Origin of the sequence: Bradyrhizobium sp. CB2312 (genome assembly GCF_029714425.1) — a bacterium.
Lineage (GTDB): Bacteria > Pseudomonadota > Alphaproteobacteria > Rhizobiales > Xanthobacteraceae > Bradyrhizobium.
The window spans coordinates 570,024-596,483 of sequence record NZ_CP121668.1 but is presented as its reverse complement, the minus strand read 5'-3'; the positions used below and the strand labels follow the sequence as shown (position 1 = coordinate 596,483).

The window sequence follows — 26,460 nt, the reverse complement described above, 5'->3', positions numbered from 1 at the left end:
CGGCTCTTAGTCCGGCACCGGCACGTCGAACGTGTTGAGTGTGACCGAGACCATGCAGTAGACGCCGACGAGATAGGACAGCTCGGCCGCGCCGTGCTCGCCGAATTCCTTCACCGCCGCCCGATAGGTCAGCTCCGGCAGCACGCCGCCGCTGACCAGCGCCGAGGCCATGTCATAGGCGACCGCTTCCTGCTTGGTGAGATCGACCGGGCGCTGGCCGGCGACGATCGTCGCGAGCTTCTCGTCGGAGAGGCCGCGCTGCTCGGCGACCAGCACGTGGGCATAGAGCTCATAGCCGGAGCGGAAGTGCGAGCCGGTGACGAGGATAGCGACCTCGCGCACCGGCGCCGGCAGCAGCGGGTTCGACGCGACCGCCTTGACCAGGTCCCAAACCGGCCCACCGAAGCGCGGCTCGCGAATCCAGGGGTTCCATGGCCCGAGCAGCGCACCGTCGTCGCGCATGTTCACGAAGCCCTTGAAGTGGTCCTTGATGCCGGCTCGCATGTCGTCATAGAGCGGCTTCTGTTCGGCGGTCAGATCCTTCGGATCGAGAATGGGGAGGCGCACGGCAGGATCTCCTCGTTGAGAAGCGCGGAGGCTCGCCCGCATGCGCCTGCATGGCAAGTGAAGTTGCCGTGACGACCGTGCGATTCGAAAAGTGGCGTGCTCAAAACTCCAGCGGCGCGTTGTCGACGACTTCCTTCATCACGAAGAAGGTGCGGGTCTGGCGCACGCCTGGTAACGCGATGAGCTGCTCGCCGTGAATGCGGTTGAAGTCCTCCATGTCGCCGACGCGGATTTTCAGGAAATAGTCGAAGTCGCCGGCGACGAGATGGCAGTCGAGCACGAATTTCAGTTTTGCGATCGCCTGCTCGAAGATCGCAAAGCTCTCCGGCGTCGAACGGTCGAGCACGACGCCGACCATCACCAGCGTTCCCTTCGCCACCTTCTTCGGCGCCACCATGGCCCGGACGGTCGCGATGAAGCCGTCCTCGAACAGCCGCTGGGTGCGGCGATGGCAGGTGGCGGGGCTTATCGCGACGGTTTCGGCCAGCTCTGCATTGCTGAGCCGGCCGTTATTCTGCAGCAATCTCAATATCTTAAGGTCAGTTCGATCGAGCCGGGCGGCCATGGAAGATGCTTCCACATATAGATGATAATTCGGAAGAAATATGCCGTGATGGCATCATTCTCGCAAGATCACGTGCAATATGGTCGCAATATTCGAGAGCACATTTTCCCGGGTTGGTGTTAGCGACGTCTCCAGACCTCAACGCCAATCGGGATATCCCATGAAGCTCGACAAATTTCCGCGCTACCCGCTGACCTTCGGCCCGACGCCCATCGAGAAGCTGGAGCGGCTGTCAAAGCATCTCGGCGGCAAGGTCGAGATCTATGCCAAGCGCGAGGACTGCAATTCCGGCCTTGCCTATGGCGGCAACAAGCTGCGCAAGCTGGAATACATCATCCCCGATGCGATCGCCTCGAACGCCGACACGCTCGTGTCGATCGGCGGCGTGCAGTCGAACCACACCCGCATGATCGCAGCGGTCGCCGCCAAGATCGGCATGAAGTGCCGCCTGGTGCAGGAAGCCTGGGTCCCGCACGAGGACGCGGTCTATGACCGCGTCGGCAACATCATGTTGTCGCGCATCATGGGCGCCGACGTGCGCCTGGTCGACGACGGCTTCGACATCGGCATCCGCAAGAGCTGGGAGCAGGCGATCGAAGAGGTGAAGGCGGCGGGCGGCAAGCCCTATGCGATCCCTGCCGGCGCCTCCGTGCACAAGTTCGGCGGGCTCGGCTATGTCGGGTTCGCCGAGGAGGTCCGCAAGCAGGAGAAGGAGCTCGGTTTCAAGTTCGATTACATCATCGTCTGCACCGTCACCGGCTCGACCCATGCCGGCATGCTGGTCGGCTTTGCGGCGGACGGCCGCGCCCGCAAGGTGATCGGCATCGATGCGTCCTTCACGCCGGCGCAGACCAAGACGCAGGTGCTCGAGATCGCGCAGAACACCGCAAAACTCGTCGAGCTCGGCAAGGAGCTCGTCGCCGACGACGTCGTGCTGATCGAGGACTACGCCTATCCCGCCTATGGCGTGCCGTCGGAAGAGACCAAGGAGGCAATTCGCCTCACCGCGCGCCTCGAAGGCATGATCACCGACCCCGTCTATGAGGGTAAGTCGATGCAGGGCCTGATCGACCTCGTGCAGAAGGACCATTTCGAGAAGGGCGCGAAGATCCTGTACGCGCATCTCGGCGGCGCGCCGGCGCTGAACGGTTATGCGTATGCGTTCAGGAACGGGTGAGATAGACACGAAGATTGTCGTCCCGGGGCGCGACAAAGTCGCGAGCCCGGGACCCATAACCACAGGATCGCATTTGGCGAAGACTTGTGGTTACCAGCCTTCCGCAACCACATCTGCATGTGACTATGGATCCCGGGCTCGCGACTTCGTCGCGCCCCGGGATAACGAGGTGGATGGAAGGCGCCCTACCGCGTCCTGATGATCTGCAGCAGCTCCTCGCCATAGTGCTCGAGCTTCTTGTCGCCGATACCAGGCACATTGCGGAGTTCGTCCAGCGTGGTCGGCCATGCGCGGACGATGCCGTCGATGGTGGCATCGTGCAGCACGACATAGGCCGGCACGCCGCGCTCGCGCGCGACGTCTGAGCGCCAGGAGCGCAGCCGCGCGCGCAATTCGGGATCGACATCGCCTTGCGGCGCGTCTGCGGCCGGCGCGAGATCGCCGCGCCGGGATTTGGCGCGGCTGGCGCGGACTCGCGTGCCGGGCGCTTCCTCGCGCAGCCACACTTCGGTCTCACCACGCAGCACGCCGCGCGAAGAGTCCGTGAGCTTCAGTGCGCCATAGGCTTCGCTGTCGCTCTGCAAATGGCCCATCGCCACCAGCTGCCGCAACACGGTGCGCCACTGCTTCTCGTTGAGCTCGCGTCCGATGCCGAATACCGAGAGCTTGTCGTGGCCGAACTGCGTCACCTTCTCGGTCAGGCGGCCGATCAGCACATCGATGAGGTGCATCGCGCCGAAACGCTGGCCGGTGCGATAGGCGCAGGAGAGCAGCTTCTGCGCCAGCACCTTGCCGTCGCGCATCTTCGGCGGCGTCAGGCAATTGTCGCAATTGCCGCAGCTCTCGCCCATCACGATCTCGCCGAAATAGGCGAGCAGCCGCCGGCGCCGGCAATGCGCCGTCTCGGCAAGGCCGACCAGCGCGTCGAGCTTGCCGATCGAGACCCGTTTGAATTCGTCCGAGCCGCTGGATTCGTCGATCATGCGGCGCTGCTGCACGATGTCCGAGAGGCCATAGGCCATCCAGGCCGCTGACGGCTTGCCGTCGCGGCCGGCGCGTCCGGTTTCCTGGTAATAGGCCTCGATGCTCTTGGGCAGGTCGAGATGAGCAACGAAGCGCACGTCGGGCTTGTCGATACCCATGCCGAAAGCGACGGTCGCCACGATGACGATGCCGTCCTCGTTGAGGAAGCGGTCCTGGTTGCGCGAGCGCACGCTGCTGTCGAGCCCAGCGTGATAGGGCAGCGCGGCAATGCCGGCATCGTCGAGTGCGGCGGCGACCTCCTCGACGCGATTGCGCGATAGGCAATAGACCACGCCGGCATCGCCGGCATGCCGCTCGCGGATGAAGTCCTTCAGCTGCGATACCGCGTTGCGCTTGTCCACGATCTCGTAGCGGATGTTGGGGCGGTCGAAGCTGGAGACGAATTGCGGCGCGTCCGTGAGCCGAAGCCGCTCGACGATCTCCTTGCGCGTCAATTCGTCGGCGGTCGCCGTCAGCGCGATGCGCGGCACCTCGGGAAAGCGCTCGGCGATGATGGAAAGGCCGACATATTCAGGGCGGAAGTCATGGCCCCATTGCGAGACGCAATGGGCTTCGTCGATCGCGAACAGCGCGACCTTCGCCTGCGCCAGCAGCGACAGGCAACGCGGCGTGACCAGGCGCTCCGGCGCGACATAGAGCAGATCGAGATCACCGGCGATCAGGCGGCGTTCGATGTCGGAGGCTTCCTGCGGGCTGAGCGAGGAATTCAGCGCGGCAGCGTTGACGCCGGCTTCGATCAGGCCGGCGACCTGGTCGCGCATCAGCGCAATCAGCGGCGAGACCACGATGCCGCAGCCTTCCCGCAGCAGCGACGGAAGCTGATAGCACAGCGACTTGCCGCCGCCGGTCGGCATCAGCACGAGGCAATTGCCGCCGTCGGTGACATGCCGGACGATCTCGCCCTGCGCGCCGCGGAACCCCGGCAGGCCGAACACCGAATGCAGCACCGACAACGCGTCGCGACCGTTGGACGGCGCAGGCAGCGGAGCGGTGGAGGACGTGGACATGGTGCCGGAGCGATGCTTTGGGATTCGTCACAAGGCCAGTCGCATGCTGGCGCGGGCGTGGCAAGACTGTTTGGGGGGCTGGACGATGTCTTCCCCTCTCCCCTTGTGGGAGAGGGTGGCTCGCCGCATGAGCGGCGAGACGGGTGAGGGGTTCTATCAGCAAACTCGATAGAGTTGGATTTGCCGATAGAACCCCTCATCCGGCGCCTCGCGCCACCTTCTCCCACAAGGGGAGAAGGAAGAGAGCGGCTACGCCCCGATTCGTCGCAGCGCTTCGGCGACCGTCACGATCGGCAAGTTGCGCTTTCCTGCCGCCGCCAGCGCATGGCGCATCAGGGCCGGTGTGCAGCCATAGGGGCTCGGCGTATCAGCGACGTCGTGGCCGTAGAAGATCAGCCAGCCGCCGCTTGCGACCGCCGCGTCGAAATAGCGATCGATGCCCGCTTTGTCGATTTCGCGATCGACCAGGGGCGAAGCGCGCAGGAACTGGAGGTCGATGACGTCGCTGTTGACGCCAGGCAGGATGCCGCGCGCCGAGCGGAAAGCCTTGGCGAGCTGCGGCTTGCGCCAGATCGAGGCGATGCCATAGGGGTAGGCGAAGTTCTCCAGCCTGATCGAGGAATCGATGCCGCGGAAATGGCTGCGATTGCGCTCGATCTCGCGCGCCATCGCAGCCTCGTCGAGATCGGCCGAGCTCTGGTGCGAGAAGGTGTGGCAGGCGATCTCGTGACCGGCGCGGTGCAGCCGCACGATGGCGTCATTCGACAGGCCATGCCAATGGTCCGACGGACGGTCGATCAGGCTGCCGGCGATGTAATACGTGCCGCGGCCGCCATGGGCTTCGAGGAGGGATGCGCCCTCGCCTGCGGCACTGTCGGGCGCGTCATCGAAGGTGAAGCTCACCATCGGCGCATGCGCGGGCAGGCGGTGCGGCGCGGCGCGGAAATGCCGGGCCAGCCGATTGCTCACGCGTCCCTGGAGTGCCGACCACACGACCGCATTTCCTGTTCGCCCCGATTCGCTCAATCAAACATTCGTATGCGGCCCGAGGCAAGCTTCACACTTCGTTAGTCCTAACATGGAGCCCGCCGCCCCGATCTAGCGCGCCACGACCGACGCGTCGGCGTTCGCGCCGAGATATTGCAGCCAGTTGCGGAAAAGCACCGCTGCCGCGCTGCCGGCCGCGATATCCGTGCGCAGATTCAGCGCGGGCAGCTCGTTGGTCAGCGCCGGATGACGCTGGTGCTTCGCCTGCTTCTCGAAGCGGAGGAGCTTCTCCTCCGTGGCTGCGTCAAAATAGCTCACCGGCAGGTGCGGATAGATCTCGCGCTCACGGGCGAGATAGCGGCCGATGTCGCGCAGATATTCGCGCTGGAGCGACAACGCGTCGTATTCCGGGTGACCCTGGAAGAACACGAAGCGGCTGGCATATTGCCGGATGAAGACGTCGACGCCGGCCTGAGCCGAACGCGTCAGCACCCGATAGCCGGCGTCGTCGAGATCGCTCTCGGCGATCTCGTTCAGGCGCGAATGCGAGACTTTTAGCGGCGCGGGCGCCGCGCGGGTCAGGGCATCGTCCGTCACGGCCTCGCAGTCGAAGATACCGTGACATTTGGTCGGCAGCCGCCGCCGTTCGATACGATCGAGATGCAGCACCGCCGCATGCGCGGCAAGGCACGACCAGATCGTCGAGCGCGTGTTGAGCTTGGCCCAGTCGATCAGATCGGTGAGATCCCGCCAATACGGCTCCTGGTCGAGCTCGGGCGCGACCGGCTCGGCGCCGGTCACGATCAGCCCGTCGAATCTGTGCCGCCTGAGATCCGCGAGATCGGAATATTCACTCTCGACATGCCACTTCGCTTCCGGCGAACGTTTCACGGAAGGCAGCGAGAAGCAGTGGAAGCGGATGCGGCGCGCACCGGCCGCGGCCTGAAGCAGCTTCATGAACTGCCGCTCGGTCGCCTTCAGCGCCGTATCAGGCATGTTGTTGATCAGCCCGATCGTGAGCTCGCCGTGGTCGCGCGCGAGATCGCGCTCCGCCGGCACCAGCGCCGGGCTCGAGATACCTTGATCCCTGTCGATCAAGATCGTCATCGGCCTGGCCGCCTACTCCGCGGCCTGGAGGCGCGCCGACGGACAGGCCTTTGCGAGCGCCTGGTCGATGTCCTCGATGATGTCTGAGGCATGTTCGATGCCGATCGACAGGCGGATCGTCTCCGGCAGCACGCCGGCGGCGCGCTGCTGGTCGGCCGACATCTGCCGGTGCGTGGTCGAAGCCGGATGGCAGGCCAGCGACTTGGCATCGCCGATATTGACGAGGCGCGTGATCAGCTTGAGCGCATCGTAGAAGGTCTTGCCGGCTTCCATGCCGCCCTTGATCCCGAAGGTGAACAGCGACGACGCGTTGCCGTTGAGATATTTCTCGACCAGCGGATAATAGGGGCTGTCCGGGAAGCCGGTGTAATTCACCCAGGCCACGCGCGGATCGCCGCGCAGGAATTCGGCAACCTTGCGGGCGTTCTCGACATGGCGCTCCATGCGCAGCGCGACGGTCTCGATGCCCTGGAGCAGCAGGAAGGCGTTGAACGGCGACAGCACCGAGCCCATGGTGCGCTGATAGACGCTGCGCGCGCGTTCGATATAGGCCGTCTTGCCGAAGCGCTCGGCATAGACGAGGCCATGATAGGAGGCGTCCGGCTTGTTGTAGGCCGGGAAGCGGTCGGCGTGCTTGGCCCAGGGGAAGTTTCCGGAATCGACGATAGCGCCGCCGAGCGTGGTGCCGTGGCCGCCCAGGAACTTGGTCAGCGAATGTACGGCAATGTCGGCGCCGTAATCGAACGGCTTGAGCAGGATCGGGGTGGCAACCGTGTTGTCGACGATCAGCGGCACGCCATGGGCGTGCGCGATCTTCGCGAGTGCTTCGATGTCGCAGACATTGCCGGCGGGGTTGCCGATGGTCTCGGCGAACACCGCGCGGGTGTTCTCGTCGATCAGCTTCGCGATCGCGTCCGGCGCGTCGCTTTCGGCGAAACGGCCGGTGATGCCCTGCCGCGGCAGGATGTGCGAGAGCAACGTGTGCGTGGTGCCGTAGAGTTGCGGCACGGAGACGATGTTGCCGCCGTGATCGGCGACATTGACGAAAGCGAAATGCAGCGCGGCCTGACCGGTCGCGACCGCAAGCGCGCCGACGCCGCCCTCGAGCTGGGCGATGCGCTTCTCCAGCACCGCGCTGGTCGGATTGGCGATGCGGCTGTAGCGGAAACCTTCGGCTTCGAGATTGAACAGCGCCGCGCCATGGTCGGCGCTGTCGAAGGCATAGGCTGCGGTCTGGTAGATCGGCACGGCAACTGCGTGCGTGGCGGCTTCGGGCTCGTAACCGGCGTGAATAGCGATCGTCTCGTTGCGCATCGTGCCACCTCCGCGTGGAGCGGGCCGCACTTATTGGCCTGTATGAGGCATGTGCGTTGTCCGCCGTCCCTCTGTTAGAGGCGGGTGGTAAAGCGGACAATAATTCGCATAGAGATCGAGGAAGTAACCCTAACAGCTGTTGGTGAATTGGCCGGAATTCGGGTTAATTTGGATTAATGAATCGCAGCGCGCTGGCGCGGCTTGCCCGGCGCTGTTTCTTTTTTCTCTCATTGCGGGCCGAGAGTGCACCATCATGTGCAGCCGAACGCTTCAAACATTCTCACAGCTCTCAACGGCTGTGCTTCGTGCGAGATCGAATCGCTTCCGTCGAAGGGGGCGGAATGATCGAATCGTCAGCCAACTCCGCCTCTTTGCGTCGTGCTCATTGAGGCACTCTTAGGTCCTCTCTCCTGACCCATATTGCGGTTGAATATGACGGCGAATTACCGCTAAGATTGCGACATTGCGACCAGCTTTTTTCGACGCAGCCATTTCGACCGCGACCATTATCGGAGCAATTGCCATGCTCACGGAATTCGACGGCGGATACGACCAACAGCCATTTCGCGATCTATGCGCCGACTATCCCGGCGCCGAGGCCTACGATCCACACGATTTCCGGATCGAGTGGGGCCCGATCTTTCACCGCGGCCGCCTCGACGGATCGGCGCGCGTGCTCGTCGTCGGTCAAGATCCGGCCCAGCACGAAACCATCGTACGCAGGATCCTGGTCGGCACCGCGGGCCGCCGGACGCAGGGCCTCCTCGCGAAGCTCGGCGTCACGCAGAGCTACGTGATGGTGAACACCTTCCTGTACAGCGTCTATGGGCAGAGCGGCGGGAGCAAGCACAAGAATGAGCCGGGCATCGTCGGCTATCGCAACAAATGGCTGAAAGCCGTGCTCGCGCCCGGCAACATCGAGGCCGCCGTCTCGCTCGGGGGCCTCGCGGACGAGGCCTGGAAGGCCTGGCTCAAGACGTCCGATGGCGCGGCCTACAAGACGCTTCCCTATCAGCACATCCCGCACCCGACCTGGCCGGAAAGCTCGGCGCATGATGCCGCCACCCAGGCCGCGAACACCAAGATCATGCTGACCAAGTGGAATGCCGCGCTCGCGGCTCTCGCGCCGCAGGTCAAGCATCCCGATGTGACGACGACGCTGGTGCCCTATGGCGATGCCTTCAAGCCTGCCGAGCTCGTCGACATCATCGCGAAGGATCTTCCCGCTGGCCTGCCGGCCTGGATGCGCGGTGATGCGGCATGGGCGGTGCGCCAGGGCACTGACGCGGCGACCAAACGACGCACGATCACCATCACCATACCCGACGGGGTGATCCCATGAGCCCGGCCGCAAATCCGAAGCGATGGGCCCTGACCGGGCGGATCGTGACGATGGCGGCCGAGGGCGACGTCATCAAGAGCGGAACGATCTTCATCGAGGACAGCCGCATCGCCGCGGTCGTGCCCAAGGGACAGCCGGCCCCCGCGGGCTTCGAGGCGATCGCTCCCGTCGCAACCGGCGGCACCATCTATCCCGGCCTGATCGAACTGCACAATCACCTCAGCTACAACATCCTGCCGCTCTGGCGCGTGCCGCAGCTCTACGGCAATCGTGACCAGTGGCAGAACGCCAAATCGTACAAGACGTCCGTGACCGGACCCATGAGCGCGATTGCGCTGGCCGATGACGGCTCGCTGCTGCCGGCTCTGGTTCGCTACGTCGAAGCCAAATGCCTGGTCGCGGGCACGACGACGAGCCAGGGGATCACGCTGTCGAACTGGAGTGGCACGATCCACAAATATTACAAAGGCGCGCTGCGTGCCGCCGAGATCGGCAGTCCTCCCGACCTTCCGCGGGCGCACTCGAAGATTCCCGACATCGACGCCGAGGATTGGGCGAAGTTCGACAACGAGCTGAAATCGTCGGCGTGCTTCCTGCTGCACCTCAGCGAAGGCATCGATGCCAAGGCGCACAGCCACTTCCTCGCCTTGCGCAACGGCTCGGGCGATTGGGCGATCGAGCCGTCGCTGGCCGGCATTCACTGCACGGCGCTCGATGCGACCGATTTCGGAACCATGGCACAGCACCAGGCGAAGGTGGTCTGGTCTCCCCTGAGCAATCTGCTGCTCTATGGGAAGACGACGGATGTCGCGGCCGCGCGCACAGCCGGCCTCACCATCGCGCTCGGCTCGGACTGGTCGCCATCCGGCAGCAAGAATCTCTTGGGTGAGCTGAAAGCGGCGAAGGTCGTCTCGGCGCATTTCAATCTCGGCTTCAGTGATTACGACATCGTCTCGATGGCGACGCGCAATCCGGCAACGATCCTGAAATGGGATGCAAAGCTCGGGACGATCGCCCAGGGCAAGTTCGCCGATCTGCTGGTCGTGAAGGGCGTCACCGGCGATCCCTACGGCCATCTGATCAAGTCGCGCGAGCAGGATGTCGTGCTGGTGGTGATCGGCGGACGGCCGCGCTATGGAACGAAGAGCGCCATGCAGAAAGCGGGCGGGAGCGGCGAGGCGCTCAAGATCGGCAGCAGCGCGCGGGTGATCGACTTCACCTCGCTCGACCAGGACCCGGGGATCGAGAACATCACGCTGACGGACGCGACGAGCCGCCTGGCCGCTGCGCTTGGCAATCTCGGCACGCTGCAACCGCACAGCCTCGCGATGTCGGCGGCGATCGCCGGCGGAACCGTGTCGCGCACAGGATGGCGCCTCGCGCTCGACGAGCAGTTCGGCAACAATGTCCAACTGCGTCCGCGGCTCGTCTATAACGGCGACCGGACCGGTCCCGATTTGCAGGCCGCCGCTGCGGCGGCGCCCGAGCCGCTGCATCCGATCAAGCTGGATGGCCTCACGGTGGCGGGCGATGCCGCCTTCCTGGACACGCTGAAGAGCGAGTCGAATCTCCCGCCGGGAATCGCAACGGCCATCGCGGCATTCTACCAGTCGCCGGCCTAGACCGGCGGCGGGTTCAGCCGCGCAAAGCCCTCCTGGATGCGATAGGGGTAATAGGGATAAGGCGGCATCACCGCGCTCGCCTCGTCGAGCCGCTTGATCTGGTCCGCGCTCAGCGACCAGCCGACCGCACCGAGATTGTCGCGCAGCTGCCCCTCGTCGCGCGCGCCGATGATCACGGAGGAGACCGTGGGACGCGAGAGCAACCAGGCGATCGCGACCTGCGGCACGGTGCGGCCGGTCTCTGCGGCAATCGCATCCAGCACGTCGACCACGGCGTACAGACGGTCCTCGTCCACGGGCGGGCCGAACTGTGCGGTGGCGTGCAGGCGGCTTCCTTGCGGCAGCGGCTGGCCGCGCCGGATCTTTCCGGTGAGCCGGCCCCAGCCGAGCGGGCTCCAGACCAGCGCGCCGACGCCTTGGTCGCGCGCGAGCGGCATCAGCTCCCACTCATAGTCGCGGCCGAGCAATGAGTAGTAGACCTGGTGCGCGACGTAGCGCGGCCAGCCGTGCCGGTCCGCGATGGCGAGCGACTTCATCAGCTGCCAGCCCGCAAAATTCGAGACGCCGACATAGCGCAGCTTGCCGGCGCGCACGAGCGCGTCGAGCGTCGACAGCACCTCCTCGATCGGCGTGAACGCGTCGAAGGCATGAAGCTGGAGCAGGTCGATCGTGTCGGTGCCGAGGCGGCGCAGCGCCGCTTCGACCGATGACAGCAGCCGCTGCCGGGAGGAGCCGGCGTCGAGCGGACCATCGCCCATCGGCAGGCTCATCTTGGTCGAGATCAGCACCTTGTCGCGACGGCCCTTGATCGCGGCGCCGAGAATCTCCTCCGACGCACCGTTCGAATAGACATCGGCGCTGTCGAACAGATTGACGCCAGAATCGAGGCAGATGTCGATCAGCCTGCGCGCCTCCTCCGCGCCGCTGCGGCCCCAGGCCGAGAACAGCGGGCCCTGGCCACCGAACGTGCCGGTGCCGAAGCTGAGGACGGGGACTTTGAGGCCCGAGGCGCCTAGATTGCGGTACTCCATGATCGCGCTCCCTATTCCGCCGGACATGCCGCGGCCGCGACAGTCGTGCGGTCAAGCTGGAGGCTCCACAGCGCCAGCAGGAGACCGATCGCCGTGATGCCGGCTGCGACCAGCGGCAGCGCGGAGAGGCCGAGCCCGCGATCGATGGTGACACCGCCGGCCCAGGCGCCGAGCGCGTTGCCGAGATTGAACGCGGCGATGTTGAGGCTGGAGGCCAGCGTGCGGCCACTGGGGCCGGCCGCTTCCAGCACGCGAAGCTGAAGCGGCGCGACGGTTGCGAAGGCGGCAATGCCGAGCAGCAGGATCAGCGCGATGGCAGCGATCTTGACCGACAGCAGGGCGGCCAGGCCGAGCAACACGATCGCGAGCGCGGCGAGCGTGCCGATCAGCGCACGCGCAAGGCCACGATCGGCGAGCTTGCCGCCGGCGACGTTGCCGATCGCAAGGCCAACGCCGAACACCAGCAGGATCGGCGAGACCGCGGCCTCCGAAAAACCGGTGAAGCGAGTCAGGATCGGCTGGATATAGGTGAAGACGACGAACAGCCCGGCAAAGCCGAACACGGTCATGGCAAGGCCGAGCAGCACCTGCGGACGGCCGAGCACCGCGATCTCCTCCGCGACCGGAATCGCCTTGTCGTCCTTGCCGACATGGCCGGGCACAAGCGCTGCCACCACGGCAAACGCAATCACGCCGATCACCGTTACCGCCCAGAACGCCGCGCGCCAGCCGAGCATCAGGCCGAACCAGGCCCCGAACGGCACGCCCAGCAGCGTTGCGACCGTGAGGCCGATGAACATGGTGGCAATGGCGGAGGCGCGCTTGTCTTCAGCGACGAGGCCGGTTGCGACCACCGAGCCGACGCCGAAGAACGTGCCGTGCGCGAGCGAGGTCAGCACCCGCGCCGCCATCAGCAATTCATAGTTCGGCGCGAGCGCGCAGGTCGCATTGCCGAGCGTGAAAATCGCCATCAGCGCCAGCAGCACGGTTTTCCGCGGCATTTTGCGCGTCGCCAGCGTGAGGACCGGCGCGCCCACGAATACGCCAAGAGCGTAACCGGAGATCAGCAGGCCGGCGACCGGCACGGAGACATGCATGTCGGCGGCGACCTGCAGCAAGAGGCCCATGATGATGAATTCGGTGGTGCCGATGCCGAAGGCACCGGCGGTGAGCGCGAGGACGGCGGGAGGCATGCGTTGCTCCAATGGATGAGACGAGCCACGCAGATAGCTGCACCGCGGCAAAACCATTAGAATGTCCGCAATCCAATCATTTGTGACGTGAATTCAACATGGCCCGTTTCGACACCAACCGCTCCGCCGAGATGGAGGTCTTCGTCCGTGTCGTCGATCTCGGCGGCTTCACCCAGGCCGCACGAAAACTGCGGCTGACGCCGTCGGGCGTGAGCAAGCTGATCTCGCGGCTGGAGACGCGGCTCGGCTCCCGGCTGATCAACCGCACCACGCGCAAGCTCACGCTGACGGAGGAAGGCCAGGCGTTTTACGACCGCGCCGTGCGCATCCTCAGCGAGATGGAGGAAGCCGAGCGCGAGGCGGCCTCGGGGGCGGCGCCGCGCGGCCGCCTGACCGTCAACAGCAACATCCCATTCGGCATGTTGCATGTGATGCCGCTGATCCCGCGCTTCATGGCGCAGCATCCCGACGTCACGCTCGATCTCGTGCTGACCGATACGCTGATCGACCTGATGCAGGAGCGCGCCGACGTCGCCATCCGCGTCGGCCCGCTGCGGGCCTCGCGCCTGGTCGCGCGCAAGCTCGGCACCAGCCGCATGGTCGTGGTCGGCGCTCCAAACTACCTCGCCCGCTGCGGCGCGCCAAAGACACCGGCCGATCTCGCCGATCACCGCGGCATCGGCTGGACCTTTCCGCGCAGCATCCGCGGCTGGCCGTTCAAGCGTGGCGACCACGCCGAGGAAGCTGTGCCACCACCGGCCGCGCGCGCCAGCGACGGCGAGGCCGCCCGCCGCCTCTGCCTTGGCGGCGTGGGACTAGCCCGCCTCGCCCTCTTCCATATCGGCCCCGACATCGAAGCTGGGCGTCTTGTCCCAGTCCTCCAAAACTACAATCCCGGCGACCGCGAAGACATCCACGCCGTCTATGTCGGCCACACCGCGCCGCTACCCGCCCGCGTGCGCGCCTTCATCGATTTCCTGGCCGAGCACGTGCGGGTGAGCGACCCCGCGCTGAAGCGCGCGGGGGATGGGAGGTGGAAATTGGTGAGATGAGGCTGATGGCGGCGAGAGTGTCGGTCAATCCTCATTGAATTGTCATGCCGCACCCGCTTGATGGCTCCCAAAGCATGATGCCGCGAGTCACGCGGCATCATTCGCTTCCTGGAGGCAAGCGAAGCTAGAACTTCATCGTAATGCCGCTGTACAGGCTCGATTCGGTGCAGGTGTTGTTGCTCACGCCCGGCGATATCATGCAGAGCTTGCTGACCTTGTGATCGAGACCGTATTTGTTTTGTCAGTAGCGATAGGCCACCCAGACATCGATATAGGCGAAAATTTCGGACCCCATATCGCCTTGGATGCATCGAACGTCAGACGGATCGGCTCGGAGTTGAGGGAGATTTTCGTCATCGAGTTGGCCGGCGCCGCGACGGGCAACGGATTGTCCCCTCACCCTCTATCCACCACCCACTCGGCAGCATCGATGACGTACGCCGCGTGACGAAAATCCCTGATGGTGGCGAGCTTGTCGGCGGACCAGTTCAGCAGCATGAAGTATTTCGGCCGCCCATTCGGCTCATTCGGATCGAACACCAGGATCGCGGGACGCCCCTCGACCTGCCCCGTCACCAGTTGCCAGTCGTTGACCTTGGAATAATTGCCGAAATAGCGCGACACCTCGGCCTTGCCTTTCAGCCTGGTGCGGTTGACGAGCTCCAGCCTGACGTCATCGGCGATCATGGCGCGGATCGCGTCGAAGTCGCGGGCATTGAAATGGCCGACATAGGCGTTGAGCCGCGTGCGATCGGCTTCCGACAGGCCCGGCTGCGGCGCGTCGTCCGGCTCCTCGGCGAACTCACGCAGCTGCGTGCGCCCACGATGCAGCGCGGCCTTCACCGCCGGCAGGCTGAAATCCATGATGTCGCAGACCTCGGCAAGCGAGCAGCCGAGCACGTCCATCAGGATCACGCTGGACCGTTGCGCCACCGGCAGCCGCATGAAGGTGCGCAGGCTGGTCGCAGCGATCTGGCGGCTCTCCACATCATCGAGCTGGTCGGCAATCATCTCGATCTCCTCAGCCGAATGCAGCGCCTCCTGCCGGTTGCGGCGGCGCAGGAAATCCAGCGCGGTGTTGTGCGCGATGCGGAACAACCAGCCCTCCGGACTGACGACGGGCGAGACCGATTGCAGCGCTCCCATCGCCTTGATCAGTGCATCCTGCAGCACGTCCTCACCGTCGATGACCGAGCCGACCATGCGCGCGCAGTAGCGATGCAGCTTAGGCCGCATCTGCGCCAGCAGCACCTCGAGATCGACGGTGGCCAGCGGGTCTGGCGCCATTGTTCCTCCGCCTCGCCTGTTTCAGGACTCGTCCAGCATACGATAATTGCCGACGATCCTCACATCACGAACCAGCGGCGGCTCTGCGCAACGGTCGCGGATGCCGTCCTGGAACGCCTGAAACGCCTTGAGTTTCGGGATCGGGCTCGAGCCGTCCTCGGCCGTGGCCTCGACAAAGTGGATGAAGGTGTCGTCCTCCAGCCGCAGCGTCAGATAGCGCACGCCGTCCGGCCCGGCCGCCTTCAATTCCGCAAATACGGCCGAAACCAGTTCGGCGTTCCTGTCGGCCAGCTCCGGCTTGGCCTTGTACCTGATCAATGTCCTTCTCATCGCGCGCTCCTTGCTCATGTCGCGACCTGGCTCGCTCATCGCGCGCCATCTTTCCATTTCAGCATGGCTTTCCCAGACAACCGGTGCTCCGCTTTTCCGGATCAAGCTCGCGTCAATGGCCGCGTCACTCCTAGGACGTTTGCCGGCCGGCAAAGGATGCGGCCCGGGAAAGATTAATTTCGGGCGCATCCTTTGCCCCTCCGGTCTCGTCTAGCCCGCAGAACGCGCCGCGACAGGGTGGTGCGGCATATGGAGAGTGGGCAATGCAGACCCCGACCAATCGCGCCGAGAAGAACTGGGTGCTTGGCGTCACCGCGCTGGCATCCTTCATGATGGCGCTGGACGCCATGATCATTACGACGGCATTCGCGACCATCCGCGCCGAATTCGGCAGCCCGGTCGAGACGCTGCAATGGACCGTCAACGCCTTCAACCTGACCTTTGCCGTGCTGCTCTTGACTGGCGCCGCGCTAGGCGACCGCTTCGGTCGCCGCCGCATGTTCGCGGCCGGGATCGCCCTGTTCGTCGTTGCGTCAGTGGCCTGTGCGCTCGCCGGCAACGCCACCGCGCTGATCGCTGCCCGCGCGCTGCAGGGCACCGGCGCCGCGCTGGTGATGCCGCTGGCGATGGCGATCCTGAGCGGCACGTTCGGCCGTGAGGAGCGCGCCCGCGCGCTCGGCATTTTCAGCAGCATCACCGGCTGCGCGCTGATCGTCGGCCCGGCCATCGGCGGCTTCATCACCGAACATCTCGGCTGGCGCTGGGTGTTCTGGATCAACCTGCCGATCGGCCTGATCGCGATCGCCCTGGTGCTGGCACGGTTGCGCGAAAGCTTCGGACCGGCCGCCGCATTGGACATCCCCGGACTGTCGCTCGTCGCGCTCGCAGCGCTCGCGCTGGTCTGGAGCCTGTTGCGCGGCAACGCCGTGGGGTGGGCGAGCGCCGAGGTCATGGGCACGCTGATGTCAGGCCTGGTGTTCACCGCCGGCTTCGTGCTCTGGGAATTGCGCGCGGCCGCGCCGATGGTGCCGATGCGGCTGTTTGCATCGCGCGCCCTCGCCTCCGGCATGTCCGCAAGCGTCCTGTTCTACGCCGCGATGTATGGCGTATTGTTCCTGCTGCCGCAGTTCCTGCAGACCACCCTGGGCTTCGACGCCTTCGGCGCCGGACTTCGCCTGCTCCCATGGACGGCGACGCTGTTCGTCACCGCCCCGATCGCCGGCGCGGTCGTCAACAGACTAGGCGAGCGGCCGCTGGTGGTGACGGGATTGCTGATGCAGGCGATCGGCATTGGCTGGATCGCGGAGATCGTGGGCCCCGCGGTTGCCTATTCCGCTCTGGTCGCGCCGCTGGTGCTGGCCGGCGTCGGCGTCTCGATGGCGATGCCTGCAGCCCAGAACGCGATCCTGAGCTCGGTCGCGGTAGCCGAAATGGGCAAGGCGTCCGGCGTCTTCAACATGGGCCGCTTCCTCGGCGGCATGTTCGGCATCGCTGCGCTGGTGGCGAACTTCTCGGCCAACGGCGGGGTCGATTCGGCCGCGCATTTCGAGAGCGGATTCGCTGCTGCGATGATGCTCGCCGCAACACTGTCGTTGGCCGGCGCGATCGCCGGATTTTTCCTGCCGGCACGGCGACGGACCGCCGGCGCAGCCGCGACGCAAGATGCGTGACGCCCACAGGGATAGGCCTGTGCCCGGTATCTCGTTGGTGCGAAGGGTGTGAGCGACCCGAGAGATAGGTAACGGTCCGTACCGGACACATGGGTTACACTTTCCGCTTTTGTTCTGCGGGGAGGTGTGGATGCCGTGGAAAGCGAGTTCGGTGATGGAAGAGCGCCTTCGCTTTGTCGCCCGTCTGCTGGACGGGGAGGCCATGACGGACGTCTGCCGGGAGTTCGGCATATCACGCAAGACCGGCTACAAGATTTTCGATCGCTACAAGGAACAGGGGTTGGCGGCCCTGAGCGATCGCTCGCGGCGGCCGGTGCACTATGCCAATCAGCTCCCGGAGCAAGTCGAGGGCCTGATCGTCCGCCTCAAAGCCGAGAAGCCGCACTGGGGCGCGCGCAAGATCCGTGAATTGCTGGTCCGGCGGCTCGACGGCGATGTCAGGCTTCCCGCCAAAAGCACCATTCATGCGGTGCTCGATCGCCATGGTTTGGTCAAACGCGGCGGCGTGCCGCGCCCCCGCGCGCGCGGCACGCCGCTGTCCGCGGGCGCTGTACCCAATGATCTGTGGTGCACCGACTTCAAAGGCGAGTTCAAGCTCGGCAATGGCCGCTACTGCTATCCACTGACCGTCACGGACCATGCCTCGCGCTTCCTGTTGCTGTGCGACGCGCTCGATTCCACCCGCGAGGAGCCGGCCATTGCCGCCTTCGAGCGGCTGTTTCGCGAGCGCGGGCTGCCGCTGGCCATCCGCTCCGACAACGGCGTGCCCTTCGCCAGCCCCAACGCCTTGTTCAATCTCTCAAAGCTCTCGGTGTGGTGGCTGCGGCTCGGGATTGCGATCGAGCGCATCAAGCCGGGCCATCCGCAGCAGAACGGACGCCACGAGCGCATGCACCTCACCCTCAAGAAGGAAACCACTCGGCCGCCGGGCGCCAATAGCTTGCAGCAGCAGGAGCGCTTCGACGCGTTCCTCCGCGAGTTCAACGCCGAGCGTCCCCACGAGGCCCTCGACATGAACTGCCCTGCCGAGCGCTACCTGGCCTCAACGCGCTGCTATGCCGGCCTGCCGGAACTGACCTATCCGTTCCACGATCACGAGCTACTCGTCACCGCCTGCGGACGGCTTTGCCTGCATCGCAAGCGGATCAATCTCTCCACCGTGCTGGCCGGACAAAAGCTCGGCATCAAGGAGGTCGACGACGGCATTTGGCTCGTCAGCTTCATGCACTATGATTTGGGATATTTCGACCTGGAGCAGAAAACCCTGCAACCCCTCGACAACCCGTTCGGCACGAGGTTGTCACCCATCTCTTAGGTACGATCCGTGACCTATGTCTCCGGGCCGGACAGTGCAGATATGGCGGAGAGAGTGGGATTCGAACCCACGGTACGGTTTCCCGCACACACGCTTTCCAAGCGTGCGCCTTAAGCCACTCGGCCATCTCTCCGGAGCGCCCTCTCTTGAAGGGGCGGCGGTGATTTTGCAAGGGATCGCGGGGAAATCGGGCGATTTTTCCGCAACATATTGTATTTACGAGGGAATATCGCGCGTCGCGAGACCGTCGGGAACCGCCCATCGGCTGAACCGGCGGCGGGTTTGGCGCGACGATTCTCCTGAGCCCACCAATGACCACCGGGGACGCCATGACCATCCGCAAGACCATCGCCGCGCTGAGCCTGATTTCGGCCCTTGGCTCCGCCTTAGCCGGGCCGGCCCTGGCCCAGGTCTGCACCCGGCAGGGCGTGGACGTCAGCTGCGATGACGGGCGGCGCGGCATCCTGTCGGGCGACGCCATCCTCTGGCCGGACGGGACGCGCTCCAGCTCGACGCCGCATCAGAGCGTCATCATCGGCAACAAGAGCTCGATCCATGTCGGGCCCGGCGTGTTCGTCGGCCAAGGCAAGGGCATGGTGCCGCTGGACGATCCGAACGCGCCGAACAAGCGGCAGTGCGCGATCCTGGATGGCGTGTCGTATTGTTATTGAGGTTGGAGCCACGCTCTATACCGTCATGCCCGGGCTGGTCCCGGGCATCCATGTTGTTGAGGCCGCGTGGCAAGGCGTGGATGGCCGGGTCAAGCCCGGCCATGACGAGTTGATAGAGCCTACGAAAACGCTAAATCAACCGCACGCCCGAGATCGCCGATTTCAGCCAGCGCAACGCCTGCGGCGGCTGGGCTGCGAGCGGGGCGACCGCCGCCTTCTCGGTGCGGCACTTCTCCAACTCGGCGACGAAGTCCGCCGACCATTGCTGGATGGTGTGACCGCGCAGCTTTTTCATCATTGCCTCCCAGCGCATCTTGCGCTCGGTGAGCGGCATCGCGGCGGCAACCGCGATGGCACGGGCCATGCCGTCGATGTCGTGCGGATTGACCAGCAGCGCGGTGTCGAGCTCGTTGGCGGCGCCGGCGAATTTCGACAGCACCAGCACGCCCGGATCCGCCGGATTCTGCGCGGCGACATATTCCTTGGCAACCAGGTTCATGCCGTCATGCAGCGGCGTCACCACGCCGACCTGCGCGGTGCGATAGAGGCCCGCGAGCACGGCCTGGCTGAAGCCTTTGTTCAGGTAGCGGATCGGCGTCCAGTCGACCTCGCCATGGCGGCCGTTGACGTCGGTGACGAGGCGCGCGACCTCGTTCTGGAGGTTGCCATAGGCCTCGATGCCGCCGCGCGAGGGATTGGCGATCTGGAGCAGCGAGATGCTGCGCGAAAATTGCGGCTGCTCGGTCCAGAGCCGGTCGAACGCGCTGATGCGGTTGACGAGACCCTTGGAATAGTCGAGCCGGTCGACGCCAATGGCGAGACGCTCGCCATTGAGGCTGCGGCGCAGCCGCGAGACATCCGGATGCGACGCCGACTTCGCGGCATAGGCTGCGAACTTCTCCGCATCGATGCCGATCGGGAAGACCTCGCAGCGGGTGCGGCCGTGCTGCGAAAGCACGAGACCATCCTCGACGACGAGGCCGAGCTCACCGCCGACATAGGAGAGGAAGTTCTGGCGATCCTCCTCGGTCTGGAAGCCGATGAGATCGTAGGCCAGCATCGCCGTGATCAACTCGCGATGATGCGGCACGCCCTGCATCACCGCGGCGACCGGCCACGGCGTGTGCAGGAAGAAGCCGATGGGATCATCGACGGCGAGATCGCGCAGCTCCGCGCCGAGCGCGAGGAAATGGTAGTCCTGCACCCAGAATGCGGTCTTGGGTTTGCGGAAGCGCATCAAGGCGCGCGCCATGAAGGCGTTGACCTCGCGATAGCTGACATAGTCGTCGCGCGAGACACGGATCAGATCGCTGCGCGAATGCAGCGCCGGCCACAGCGCCGAATTGGCAAAGCCTTCGTAATAGCCGCCGTAATGCGCTGCAGGCAGATCCAGCGTCGCGATCGCGCCGGAACCCAACGCCTCGACCTCGGCAAACGGTTCCTTCTGATGGCCGTCGCGCACGCGGCCGGAGGAACCCACCCAAATCGCTCCTGAATGTTCAACAACTGGCAGCAACGCGGCCGCCAAGCCGCCCGTCATGGGCTCGTTGGGCTTGCCGCGTGCGACACGATTTGAAACGACAACCAAGTTCACAGGTCGTCCCCTCCTGTTCATTCCACCCCGTCTAACTGCCGTTCATCAATATGGTTCCTGTCATGATTTCTTCGGATTGAAACCAAAATCAGGCATGCGCGTTGGAACAGGTTTTCCTTGCGGAACCCGGAAATTTCACTGCAAAGACAGCATTTGTGACTGATCGCGCAGCACGCATCCCGGCGCGCAATGATACCGCGCCGAGTTCATTGTGTCGGTGACGTGGCGCTGCCTTGGTTTCACCTAAAGCGCGTTCGCGCTTTCGGTCGTTTTGAGCATGATCTTTTCGGAAAACCGCTCCACACTTTGCGCCAACGCGGCCCTTCGGGTCCGGATCATGCTTTCGGATCGAGCAGGCGCGCGAGAAACGCGCGCACGTCGCTCGGTGCATCGAAGTGGCCGTTGACGCCGATGGCGCGGCGGCCGACCGAGAAGGCGAGGCCGTTCATATCAGGCATGATCGCGAACACGGTTTCATCCGTGACGTCGTCGCCGATGAAGATCGGGCGGCGTCCCTTGAAGGGCTCGTGCTTCATCAGTTCGCGCACGCCGCTCGCCTTGGTGAATCCCGAATGCTTGATCTCGCAGACGAACTTGCCGGGCAGCACCTCGATCGGCGCGTTGGGCAAGTCGGCGCGGATCAACGAGACGGATTCGTAGATCGCCTTCTCCGCGTGCGGCGCGAGGCGGAAATGAAGTGCCAGCGAATAGCCCTTGTCCTCGAGCAGGATGCCGGGGCTGAGCTTGGCGATCGCAGCTAAGCGCCGCTTCAGCTCCTTGTCGAGCGGCGGCGCGTGCACGTCGTCCGCTTCACTGTCCACCGACAGCCGCATCTCGGCGCCGTGACCGGCAACGGCGCGGAAGACATCCGGCGCGAAGATCAGGTCGATGTCATTCAGCGAGCGGCCGCTGACCAGCGCCAGCGCGCCGGAGGTGCGCTCCACCAGCGCCTTGAGCGTCTCCGACAGGCCCGGCGGCACCCAGACCTCGCGTGGCGTCGGCATCAGGTCGAGCAGCGTACCGTCGATGTCGAGCAGGATCGCGGTTTCGCCGAGATGCGGCACGAGCGCATGCGGCACCGGCACCGCATCAGGGGCTTCATCATCGGCCATGGCGTGCGTCTGATCCAGTTCGGCGAGTTCTGATGTCATAGTCTACTCCATGAAAGCGAGCGGCCGCGCGATTTGTTCGAGCGATTTGCGTTCCGCAGAGACGGCATAGCGCCACGCCACGATCGCGGCCGCGATCATCAGGAACGATCCCAGCAGATAACCGGCGAACACGCTGTTGCGCGATCCCGTGTCGATCAACGCGCCGAACAGCGCCGGCCCGATCACGCCGCCGATGCCGGTGCCGACCGCATAGAACACCGCGATGGCCAGCGCGCGGACCTCGAGCGGAAAGGTCTCGCTGACGGTGAGATAGGCCGCGCTCGCGGCGGGCGATGCAAAGAAGAAGATCACCATCCAGGCGATGGTCTGTCCCTGCGCGCTCAAGGCGCCGATCGAGAACAGATAGCCCGACAGCGCCAGCAGCAGGCCCGATGCGCCATAGGTGAACATGATCATGGTGCGGCGGCCGAGCGTGTCGAACAGGCGGCCGAGCAGCAGCGGGCCGAGGAAGTTGCCGGCCGCGAAGGGAAGCAGATACCAGCCGACGTGTTCGGCGCTGATGCCGTAGAAATCGGTCAGCACCAGCGCGAAGGTGAAGAAGATGGCGTTGTAGAAGAATGCCTGCGCGCTCATCAGCACGAGGCCGACCAGCGCGCGCTGGCGATAGACGAAAAACAGCGTGTGCACGACCTCGCGGATCGGCGTATGATCGCGCATCTTCAACCGGATTTTTGCGAAACGACCGTCGCTCGCATGCTGGTCATGGCCGATCACCGAGCGCTCGATATCATCGACGATCGCATGGGCCTGGTCGGGCCGGCCATGGATCATCAACCAGCGCGGACTTTCCGGGATCCACATCCGCATCAGGAGCACGACGAGGCCGATGGCCGCGCCGATGAGATAGGCGAGGCGCCATCCGAGATCAGGGCCGATCACGGCGGGATCGAGCAGGACGATCGCCGCGACCGCGCCCATTGCTGCGCCGATCCAGAAACTGCCGTTGATGACCAAATCAGTCCAGCCGCGATAGCGCGCAGGCACCAGCTCCTGGATGGTCGAATTGATCGCAGTGTATTCGCCGCCGATGCCGGCGCCGGTGAGGAAACGGAACACCGCGTAGCTCGCCACATCCCACGACAGCGCGGTCGCCGCCGTCGCGGACAGATAAAGCGCGAGCGTGATGAAGAACAGTTTCTTGCGGCCGATGCGGTCGGTGAGCCAGCCGAAGCCGAGCGCGCCGAGCACCGCGCCGGCGAGATAGGCGGAGTTGGCAATGCCGAGATCGAGATTGGAGAATTGCAGCACCGGGCTCTGCTTCAACGCGCCGGAGAGCGCACCGGCCAGCGTCACCTCGAGCCCGTCCAGGATCCAGGTGATGCCGAGCGCCAGCACGACGCGAGTATGAAAGCCGCTCCAGGGCAGCGCGTCGAGCCGCGCGGGAATGCTGGTCTCGACGATGCGCTCAGTCGCGACCGCCGCCGAGACCGCAGATCCATAATTCAGCGCTGGGCTCTGCTGCAATTCCATCGCGTTGTTGTCTGGCCAACGAAAGCAGCCCCGGTTCACAGGATGTGGACAGGGGCGATCATGGGGGTGGGGCATTCGGCCTGCCACCTGTGACAACGTCTGCGACGAAGGCGGGTTCCCGTGGGAACGGCAACCGATACCGCCCGTTTCCGATGGAGCCGCCAGGAGTTGACGCATGGCTCACGTCAGAAAGACGACACATTCGCGTAAAGCGAGCACCCACAAGACCGCGCGCCGGAAAACCAGCGCCCGCCGGAGCACCGCGCGCAAGAGCACCAAGCGCGCCGCGCCAAAGCGCTGGTCACAACGCGTGACCAAGGAGAGCGACGCACTCGACCTCAAGCAGGGCGTGTTCAAGCTGACCAGCGCGAAGAAGATCGCGGCCTCGCTGAAGCGCTCGGCCGAGCACAGCTCGCGCCGCAAGACCGGCGCATACCGGTCGGCGCTGTCGATGCTGACCTTCTACATCAACCGCGCCGGGAAGACGCTGCCGAAGACGCAGCGCTCGCGACTGGAGCGGGCGAAGGTGGAATTGAAGCGGGCGTTCGGGAGGGAGTGAGATTCGTGCTTCTTGCTCCGCTGTCGTCCCGGACAAGCGAAGCGCCGATCCGGACCCATAACCACATGGAGTAGTTTGGCGAAGATTCGGAGTTACCGGCTCGCGCCAAACTTCTCCCTGTGGTTATGGGTCCCCGCGCCCCGTGCGCAATTGCGCACTAGGCGGGGACGACCAGTGGAGGGTGGCGCTGCAGCAGTCTCACGCCGCGCGGATATTCGCCATGAAGCGATCGAGCTCGGCGCGCAGGCGGGTGCTTTCGCTGGAGAGCGATTTTGCCGAGTTCAGCACCTCTTCCGAGGCCGAGCCGGTCTCGGCGGCGCCGCGGTTGACCTGGCCGATATCGGTGGCCGCGATCTGGGTGCCTTGCGCGACGGTCTGGACGCTGCGGGCGATCTCCTGCGTCGCCGCGCCCTGCTGCTCCACCGCGCTCGCGATCGAGGTCGAGATCGACGAGATCTGGCCGATGGTCACGCCGATCTCCTTGATCGCGGCGACCGATTCGGCGGTGGCGCCCTGCATGCCCGCAATGTGCGATGAAATCTCGTCGGTCGCCTTCGCAGTCTGGCTGGCGAGCGACTTTACTTCGCTGGCGACCACCGCAAAGCCGCGGCCGGCCTCGCCAGCGCGGGCTGCCTCGATCGTAGCGTTGAGCGCCAGAAGATTGGTCTGCTCGGCGATCGCCGTGATCAGCTTGACGACTTCGCCGATCTGCTGCGCGGCATGCGAGAGTTTTCCGATGCGGCCGTCGGTCTCCTTGGCCTGCACCACCGCGGCTTCAGCGATGCGGCTGGAATCGCGGACTTGGCGGCCGATCTCCTCGACCGAGGCCGACAGCTCTTCGGTCGCAGTTGCAACCGACTGCATGTTGCTGGAGGCCTGCTCGGAGACGCCGGCGACCTGGCTCGACAGGGTCTGCGTGGTCTCGGCGGTGCGGGTCAGCGTAGAGGCCGCCGATTCCAGCTGCACGGCGGAGGAGGAGACGTTGGAAACGATGGCGCCGACGGCGCTTTCGAAATCATCGGCAAAGCGGATCAGTTCGGAGCGGCGTGCGGTCGCCTGCTCCCTGTTCTGGGCTTCGCTGGCGGCGGCATCGCGCTCGGCCTTGGCGACCGCCTGAACCTTGAATTCCTCGACCGCGCCGGCCATCTCGCCGATCTCGTCCTTGCGGCCGAGACCCGGCAGCACGACGTCGAAATTGCCCGAGGCAAGCTCACGCATCGCCTTGCACATCGCGATCATCGGACGCGAGATGCCGTTGCCGAGCATCAGCGCGAGCACCGCGCCTATGGCGAGGCCACCCAGTGCCATCATCAACATCAACTGCTCGGTCTCGCCGATGGTCGCATTGGCACTGGCCTCGATGCGCTGCTGATCGGCGGTCAGGTCCGACCGCAGCTCGGCCGAGAGCTTGAGGATCGACGCCGCCGATTTCGTCATGTCACCGTTCGACTTGACGATGATCTTCACGTTCTCGGTCAGCTTGGCGAACGAGGTACGGTACTGCTTGAGGAGATTGCCGATCTCGGTGACGCGGTCCGTGATCTTCTGGTCGTTGGCATAGATCGAGACCAGCAGGGTCTCCAGGAACTTGATGCGGGCGACGACGCCATCGGCGTTCTTCGGCTCCGGCTTGGCGACGAATGCGCTCACCGAGGTGGAGACCGCCAGATATTGCGAGGTGACGTCCTTGGCCGTGGTCTGGACGGACGCAAGGCCCGCCAGCACGGCCGTGTCGGCGAGATCGTCGAACTTGAAGCGGATCTTGTTGCCGACGCTGTTGAGCTCGTCGGCCGCGATCTTGTTGTTCTCGCGCGTCAGCGTGATGATCTCGCTGAAGATCTTGGCGAAGCGCTGGAACTCGGCCTCGAGCTTGCCGACCTGCTCGCGGCGGGCAGCACCGGTCGTGGCTGCCATCGACTTGGCGATTGCGCCCCTCAGATTCTCTTCCGCCGCCTTGGCCGCGATCTCGTCATCCGGCGCGCCGGTCAGGGTATAGGCCCGCGCCAGCCCCTGATAGGCGGTCAGCTCGCGGTCGACGGTCCTGGCGAGGTCGGCTTCCGACACGCTGGCACGATAGGCGGCGACGGCGCCCTGGATCCGCTCGAAGCCGAAATAGGCAAAAGCCATGCTGACGGCGAGGATGGCCAGCACCGCCACGAAGCCGAGGATGATTTTTGCGCGAAAGCGCAAGGTGAACAGCTTCGATGAGCTCGGCTTCGACTTGGCAGACATTCCCCCACCCCATTCCATTCGCGGAAAACCAGGCGCAGCCCGGAAGCAGCCCGCTTCCTGACTCACCGGCACGTTACGGGGCAAAGGATAAGCTGTGGTAAATTTGTGGCGCCGCAACCGGCGGTTAGGTGTCGCAGGGAATTGTTAAGGCG

Annotated in this window: 22 protein-coding genes, 1 tRNA gene and 1 pseudogene; 8 read left to right on the top strand and 16 right to left on the bottom strand. The window is 64.9% G+C overall.

Annotated features, from left to right (window positions below; translation table 11 throughout):
• Positions 1-6: 6 nt before the first annotated feature.
• Together QA642_RS02820 and QA642_RS02815 are read right to left on the bottom strand one after the other, a co-directional pair.
• The gene (locus QA642_RS02820) at positions 7-567 is read right to left on the bottom strand and encodes a carboxymuconolactone decarboxylase family protein (protein ID WP_283083290.1); all 561 of its coding nucleotides are present in this window, start codon (positions 565-567) and stop codon (positions 7-9) included.
• Between the two features lie 100 nt (positions 568-667).
• Positions 668-1,132, bottom strand: coding sequence for an Lrp/AsnC family transcriptional regulator (locus QA642_RS02815; protein ID WP_152102070.1), 465 nt, complete (start codon positions 1,130-1,132; stop codon positions 668-670).
• A 160-nt stretch (positions 1,133-1,292) separates the two neighbouring features.
• Here QA642_RS02815 and QA642_RS02810 point away from each other — a divergent pair, with 160 nt between their 5' ends.
• Entirely contained in the window at positions 1,293-2,309 is a 1,017-nt protein-coding gene (locus QA642_RS02810) for a 1-aminocyclopropane-1-carboxylate deaminase (RefSeq protein WP_283083289.1), read from the top strand.
• 185 nt (positions 2,310-2,494) lie between these two features.
• Here QA642_RS02810 and recQ read toward each other — a convergent pair whose 3' ends face one another.
• The 4 genes from recQ to QA642_RS02790 form a co-directional block, all read right to left on the bottom strand.
• A complete protein-coding gene (gene recQ, locus QA642_RS02805) occupies positions 2,495-4,360 on the bottom strand; it encodes a DNA helicase RecQ (protein WP_283083288.1) in 1,866 nt (621 codons plus the stop codon).
• Between the two features lie 249 nt (positions 4,361-4,609).
• Positions 4,610-5,353 (bottom strand): polysaccharide deacetylase family protein, encoded by a 744-nt coding sequence (locus tag QA642_RS02800; RefSeq protein WP_283083287.1) that lies wholly within the window; start codon positions 5,351-5,353, stop codon positions 4,610-4,612.
• Positions 5,354-5,458: 105 nt separating this feature from the next.
• Complete coding sequence (locus QA642_RS02795) at positions 5,459-6,454, bottom strand: homoserine O-succinyltransferase (protein WP_283083286.1); 996 nt, start codon at positions 6,452-6,454, stop codon at positions 5,459-5,461.
• Positions 6,455-6,466: 12 nt separating this feature from the next.
• Positions 6,467-7,768, bottom strand: coding sequence for an O-acetylhomoserine aminocarboxypropyltransferase/cysteine synthase family protein (locus QA642_RS02790; protein ID WP_283083285.1), 1,302 nt, complete (start codon positions 7,766-7,768; stop codon positions 6,467-6,469).
• A gap of 523 nt (positions 7,769-8,291) precedes the next feature.
• Here QA642_RS02790 and QA642_RS02785 point away from each other — a divergent pair.
• Together QA642_RS02785 and QA642_RS02780 are read left to right on the top strand one after the other, a co-directional pair.
• Positions 8,292-9,110, top strand: coding sequence for a uracil-DNA glycosylase (locus QA642_RS02785; protein ID WP_283083284.1), 819 nt, complete (start codon positions 8,292-8,294; stop codon positions 9,108-9,110).
• On the top strand, positions 9,107-10,732 hold the full coding sequence (locus tag QA642_RS02780; RefSeq protein ID WP_283083283.1) for an amidohydrolase family protein: 1,626 nt from the start codon (positions 9,107-9,109) through the stop codon (positions 10,730-10,732). The genes QA642_RS02785 and QA642_RS02780 overlap by 4 nt, the downstream gene beginning before the upstream one ends.
• Here the strand turns inward: QA642_RS02780 and QA642_RS02775 are convergent.
• Positions 10,729-11,763: an aldo/keto reductase gene (locus QA642_RS02775; protein ID WP_283083282.1), complete on the bottom strand. Its 1,035-nt coding sequence runs from the start codon at positions 11,761-11,763 to the stop codon at positions 10,729-10,731. The genes QA642_RS02780 and QA642_RS02775 overlap by 4 nt on opposite strands.
• A gap of 11 nt (positions 11,764-11,774) precedes the next feature.
• Positions 11,775-12,956 (bottom strand): MFS transporter, encoded by a 1,182-nt coding sequence (locus QA642_RS02770; protein ID WP_283083281.1) that lies wholly within the window; start codon positions 12,954-12,956, stop codon positions 11,775-11,777.
• Positions 12,957-13,054: 98 nt separating this feature from the next.
• Here QA642_RS02770 and QA642_RS02765 point away from each other — a divergent pair, with 98 nt between their 5' ends.
• Entirely contained in the window at positions 13,055-14,008 is a 954-nt protein-coding gene (locus QA642_RS02765) for a LysR family transcriptional regulator (protein ID WP_283083280.1), read from the top strand.
• Between the two features lie 124 nt (positions 14,009-14,132).
• On the opposite strand, the pseudogene QA642_RS02760 reads toward QA642_RS02765, so the two are convergent.
• From QA642_RS02760 to QA642_RS02750, 3 genes and pseudogenes are all read right to left on the bottom strand, one after another.
• Positions 14,133-14,395, bottom strand: a pseudogene (locus tag QA642_RS02760) (hypothetical protein); the annotation flags it as partial.
• 9 nt (positions 14,396-14,404) lie between these two features.
• A complete protein-coding gene (locus tag QA642_RS02755; protein WP_283083279.1) occupies positions 14,405-15,295 on the bottom strand; it encodes a sigma-70 family RNA polymerase sigma factor in 891 nt (296 codons plus the stop codon).
• A gap of 21 nt (positions 15,296-15,316) precedes the next feature.
• Complete coding sequence (locus QA642_RS02750; RefSeq protein WP_283087138.1) at positions 15,317-15,625, bottom strand: hypothetical protein; 309 nt, start codon at positions 15,623-15,625, stop codon at positions 15,317-15,319.
• A gap of 263 nt (positions 15,626-15,888) precedes the next feature.
• Between QA642_RS02750 and QA642_RS02745 the strand changes: the two genes are divergently transcribed.
• Positions 15,889-17,295: a DHA2 family efflux MFS transporter permease subunit gene (locus QA642_RS02745; RefSeq protein WP_283083278.1), complete on the top strand. Its 1,407-nt coding sequence runs from the start codon at positions 15,889-15,891 to the stop codon at positions 17,293-17,295.
• Positions 17,296-17,425: 130 nt separating this feature from the next.
• Complete coding sequence (locus QA642_RS02740; RefSeq protein WP_283083277.1) at positions 17,426-18,610, top strand: IS481 family transposase; 1,185 nt, start codon at positions 17,426-17,428, stop codon at positions 18,608-18,610.
• Between the two features lie 43 nt (positions 18,611-18,653).
• On the opposite strand, the gene QA642_RS02735 is transcribed toward QA642_RS02740, so the two are convergent.
• Positions 18,654-18,743, bottom strand: a tRNA-Ser gene (locus tag QA642_RS02735).
• Between the two features lie 196 nt (positions 18,744-18,939).
• Between QA642_RS02735 and QA642_RS02730 the strand changes: the two genes are divergently transcribed.
• On the top strand, positions 18,940-19,281 hold the full coding sequence (locus QA642_RS02730; RefSeq protein ID WP_283083276.1) for a hypothetical protein: 342 nt from the start codon (positions 18,940-18,942) through the stop codon (positions 19,279-19,281).
• 130 nt (positions 19,282-19,411) lie between these two features.
• Here the strand turns inward: QA642_RS02730 and QA642_RS02725 are convergent, their stop codons facing one another.
• The 3 genes from QA642_RS02725 to QA642_RS02715 all read right to left on the bottom strand — a co-directional run bounded on the left by QA642_RS02725 (position 19,412) and on the right by QA642_RS02715 (position 23,517).
• On the bottom strand, positions 19,412-20,875 hold the full coding sequence (locus QA642_RS02725) for a trehalose-6-phosphate synthase (RefSeq protein ID WP_283083275.1): 1,464 nt from the start codon (positions 20,873-20,875) through the stop codon (positions 19,412-19,414).
• 335 nt (positions 20,876-21,210) lie between these two features.
• Positions 21,211-22,026 (bottom strand): trehalose-phosphatase, encoded by an 816-nt coding sequence (gene otsB / locus QA642_RS02720; protein WP_283083274.1) that lies wholly within the window; start codon positions 22,024-22,026, stop codon positions 21,211-21,213.
• Between the two features lie 3 nt (positions 22,027-22,029).
• A complete protein-coding gene (locus QA642_RS02715) occupies positions 22,030-23,517 on the bottom strand; it encodes an MFS transporter (protein WP_283083273.1) in 1,488 nt (495 codons plus the stop codon).
• A 175-nt stretch (positions 23,518-23,692) separates the two neighbouring features.
• Between QA642_RS02715 and QA642_RS02710 the strand changes: the two genes are divergently transcribed.
• Complete coding sequence (locus QA642_RS02710; protein WP_283083272.1) at positions 23,693-24,076, top strand: DUF3175 domain-containing protein; 384 nt, start codon at positions 23,693-23,695, stop codon at positions 24,074-24,076.
• A 198-nt stretch (positions 24,077-24,274) separates the two neighbouring features.
• On the opposite strand, the gene QA642_RS02705 is transcribed toward QA642_RS02710, so the two are convergent.
• A complete protein-coding gene (locus QA642_RS02705) occupies positions 24,275-26,308 on the bottom strand; it encodes a methyl-accepting chemotaxis protein (protein ID WP_283083271.1) in 2,034 nt (677 codons plus the stop codon).
• Positions 26,309-26,460 lie beyond the last annotated feature (152 nt).

What these genes read in the sequence shown, in the direction of transcription:
- QA642_RS02710 (WP_283083272.1), top strand. Translation starts at nt 23,693, where the DNA reads ATGGCTCACGTCAGAAAGACGACACATTCGCGTAAAGCGAGCACCCAC.
- QA642_RS02750 (WP_283087138.1), bottom strand. Translation starts at nt 15,625, where the DNA reads ATGAGAAGGACATTGATCAGGTACAAGGCCAAGCCGGAGCTGGCCGAC.
- QA642_RS02745 (WP_283083278.1), top strand. Translation starts at nt 15,889, where the DNA reads ATGCAGACCCCGACCAATCGCGCCGAGAAGAACTGGGTGCTTGGCGTC.
- QA642_RS02740 (WP_283083277.1), top strand. Translation starts at nt 17,426, where the DNA reads ATGCCGTGGAAAGCGAGTTCGGTGATGGAAGAGCGCCTTCGCTTTGTC.
- QA642_RS02815 (WP_152102070.1), bottom strand. Translation starts at nt 1,132, where the DNA reads ATGGCCGCCCGGCTCGATCGAACTGACCTTAAGATATTGAGATTGCTG.
- QA642_RS02810 (WP_283083289.1), top strand. Translation starts at nt 1,293, where the DNA reads ATGAAGCTCGACAAATTTCCGCGCTACCCGCTGACCTTCGGCCCGACG.
- QA642_RS02780 (WP_283083283.1), top strand. Translation starts at nt 9,107, where the DNA reads ATGAGCCCGGCCGCAAATCCGAAGCGATGGGCCCTGACCGGGCGGATC.
- QA642_RS02795 (WP_283083286.1), bottom strand. Translation starts at nt 6,454, where the DNA reads ATGACGATCTTGATCGACAGGGATCAAGGTATCTCGAGCCCGGCGCTG.
- QA642_RS02715 (WP_283083273.1), bottom strand. Translation starts at nt 23,517, where the DNA reads ATGGAATTGCAGCAGAGCCCAGCGCTGAATTATGGATCTGCGGTCTCG.
- otsB (WP_283083274.1), bottom strand. Translation starts at nt 22,026, where the DNA reads ATGACATCAGAACTCGCCGAACTGGATCAGACGCACGCCATGGCCGAT.
- QA642_RS02770 (WP_283083281.1), bottom strand. Translation starts at nt 12,956, where the DNA reads ATGCCTCCCGCCGTCCTCGCGCTCACCGCCGGTGCCTTCGGCATCGGC.
- QA642_RS02730 (WP_283083276.1), top strand. Translation starts at nt 18,940, where the DNA reads ATGACCATCCGCAAGACCATCGCCGCGCTGAGCCTGATTTCGGCCCTT.
- QA642_RS02790 (WP_283083285.1), bottom strand. Translation starts at nt 7,768, where the DNA reads ATGCGCAACGAGACGATCGCTATTCACGCCGGTTACGAGCCCGAAGCC.
- QA642_RS02705 (WP_283083271.1), bottom strand. Translation starts at nt 26,308, where the DNA reads ATGTCTGCCAAGTCGAAGCCGAGCTCATCGAAGCTGTTCACCTTGCGC.
- recQ (WP_283083288.1), bottom strand. Translation starts at nt 4,360, where the DNA reads ATGTCCACGTCCTCCACCGCTCCGCTGCCTGCGCCGTCCAACGGTCGC.
- QA642_RS02785 (WP_283083284.1), top strand. Translation starts at nt 8,292, where the DNA reads ATGCTCACGGAATTCGACGGCGGATACGACCAACAGCCATTTCGCGAT.
- QA642_RS02775 (WP_283083282.1), bottom strand. Translation starts at nt 11,763, where the DNA reads ATGGAGTACCGCAATCTAGGCGCCTCGGGCCTCAAAGTCCCCGTCCTC.
- QA642_RS02765 (WP_283083280.1), top strand. Translation starts at nt 13,055, where the DNA reads ATGGCCCGTTTCGACACCAACCGCTCCGCCGAGATGGAGGTCTTCGTC.
- QA642_RS02755 (WP_283083279.1), bottom strand. Translation starts at nt 15,295, where the DNA reads ATGGCGCCAGACCCGCTGGCCACCGTCGATCTCGAGGTGCTGCTGGCG.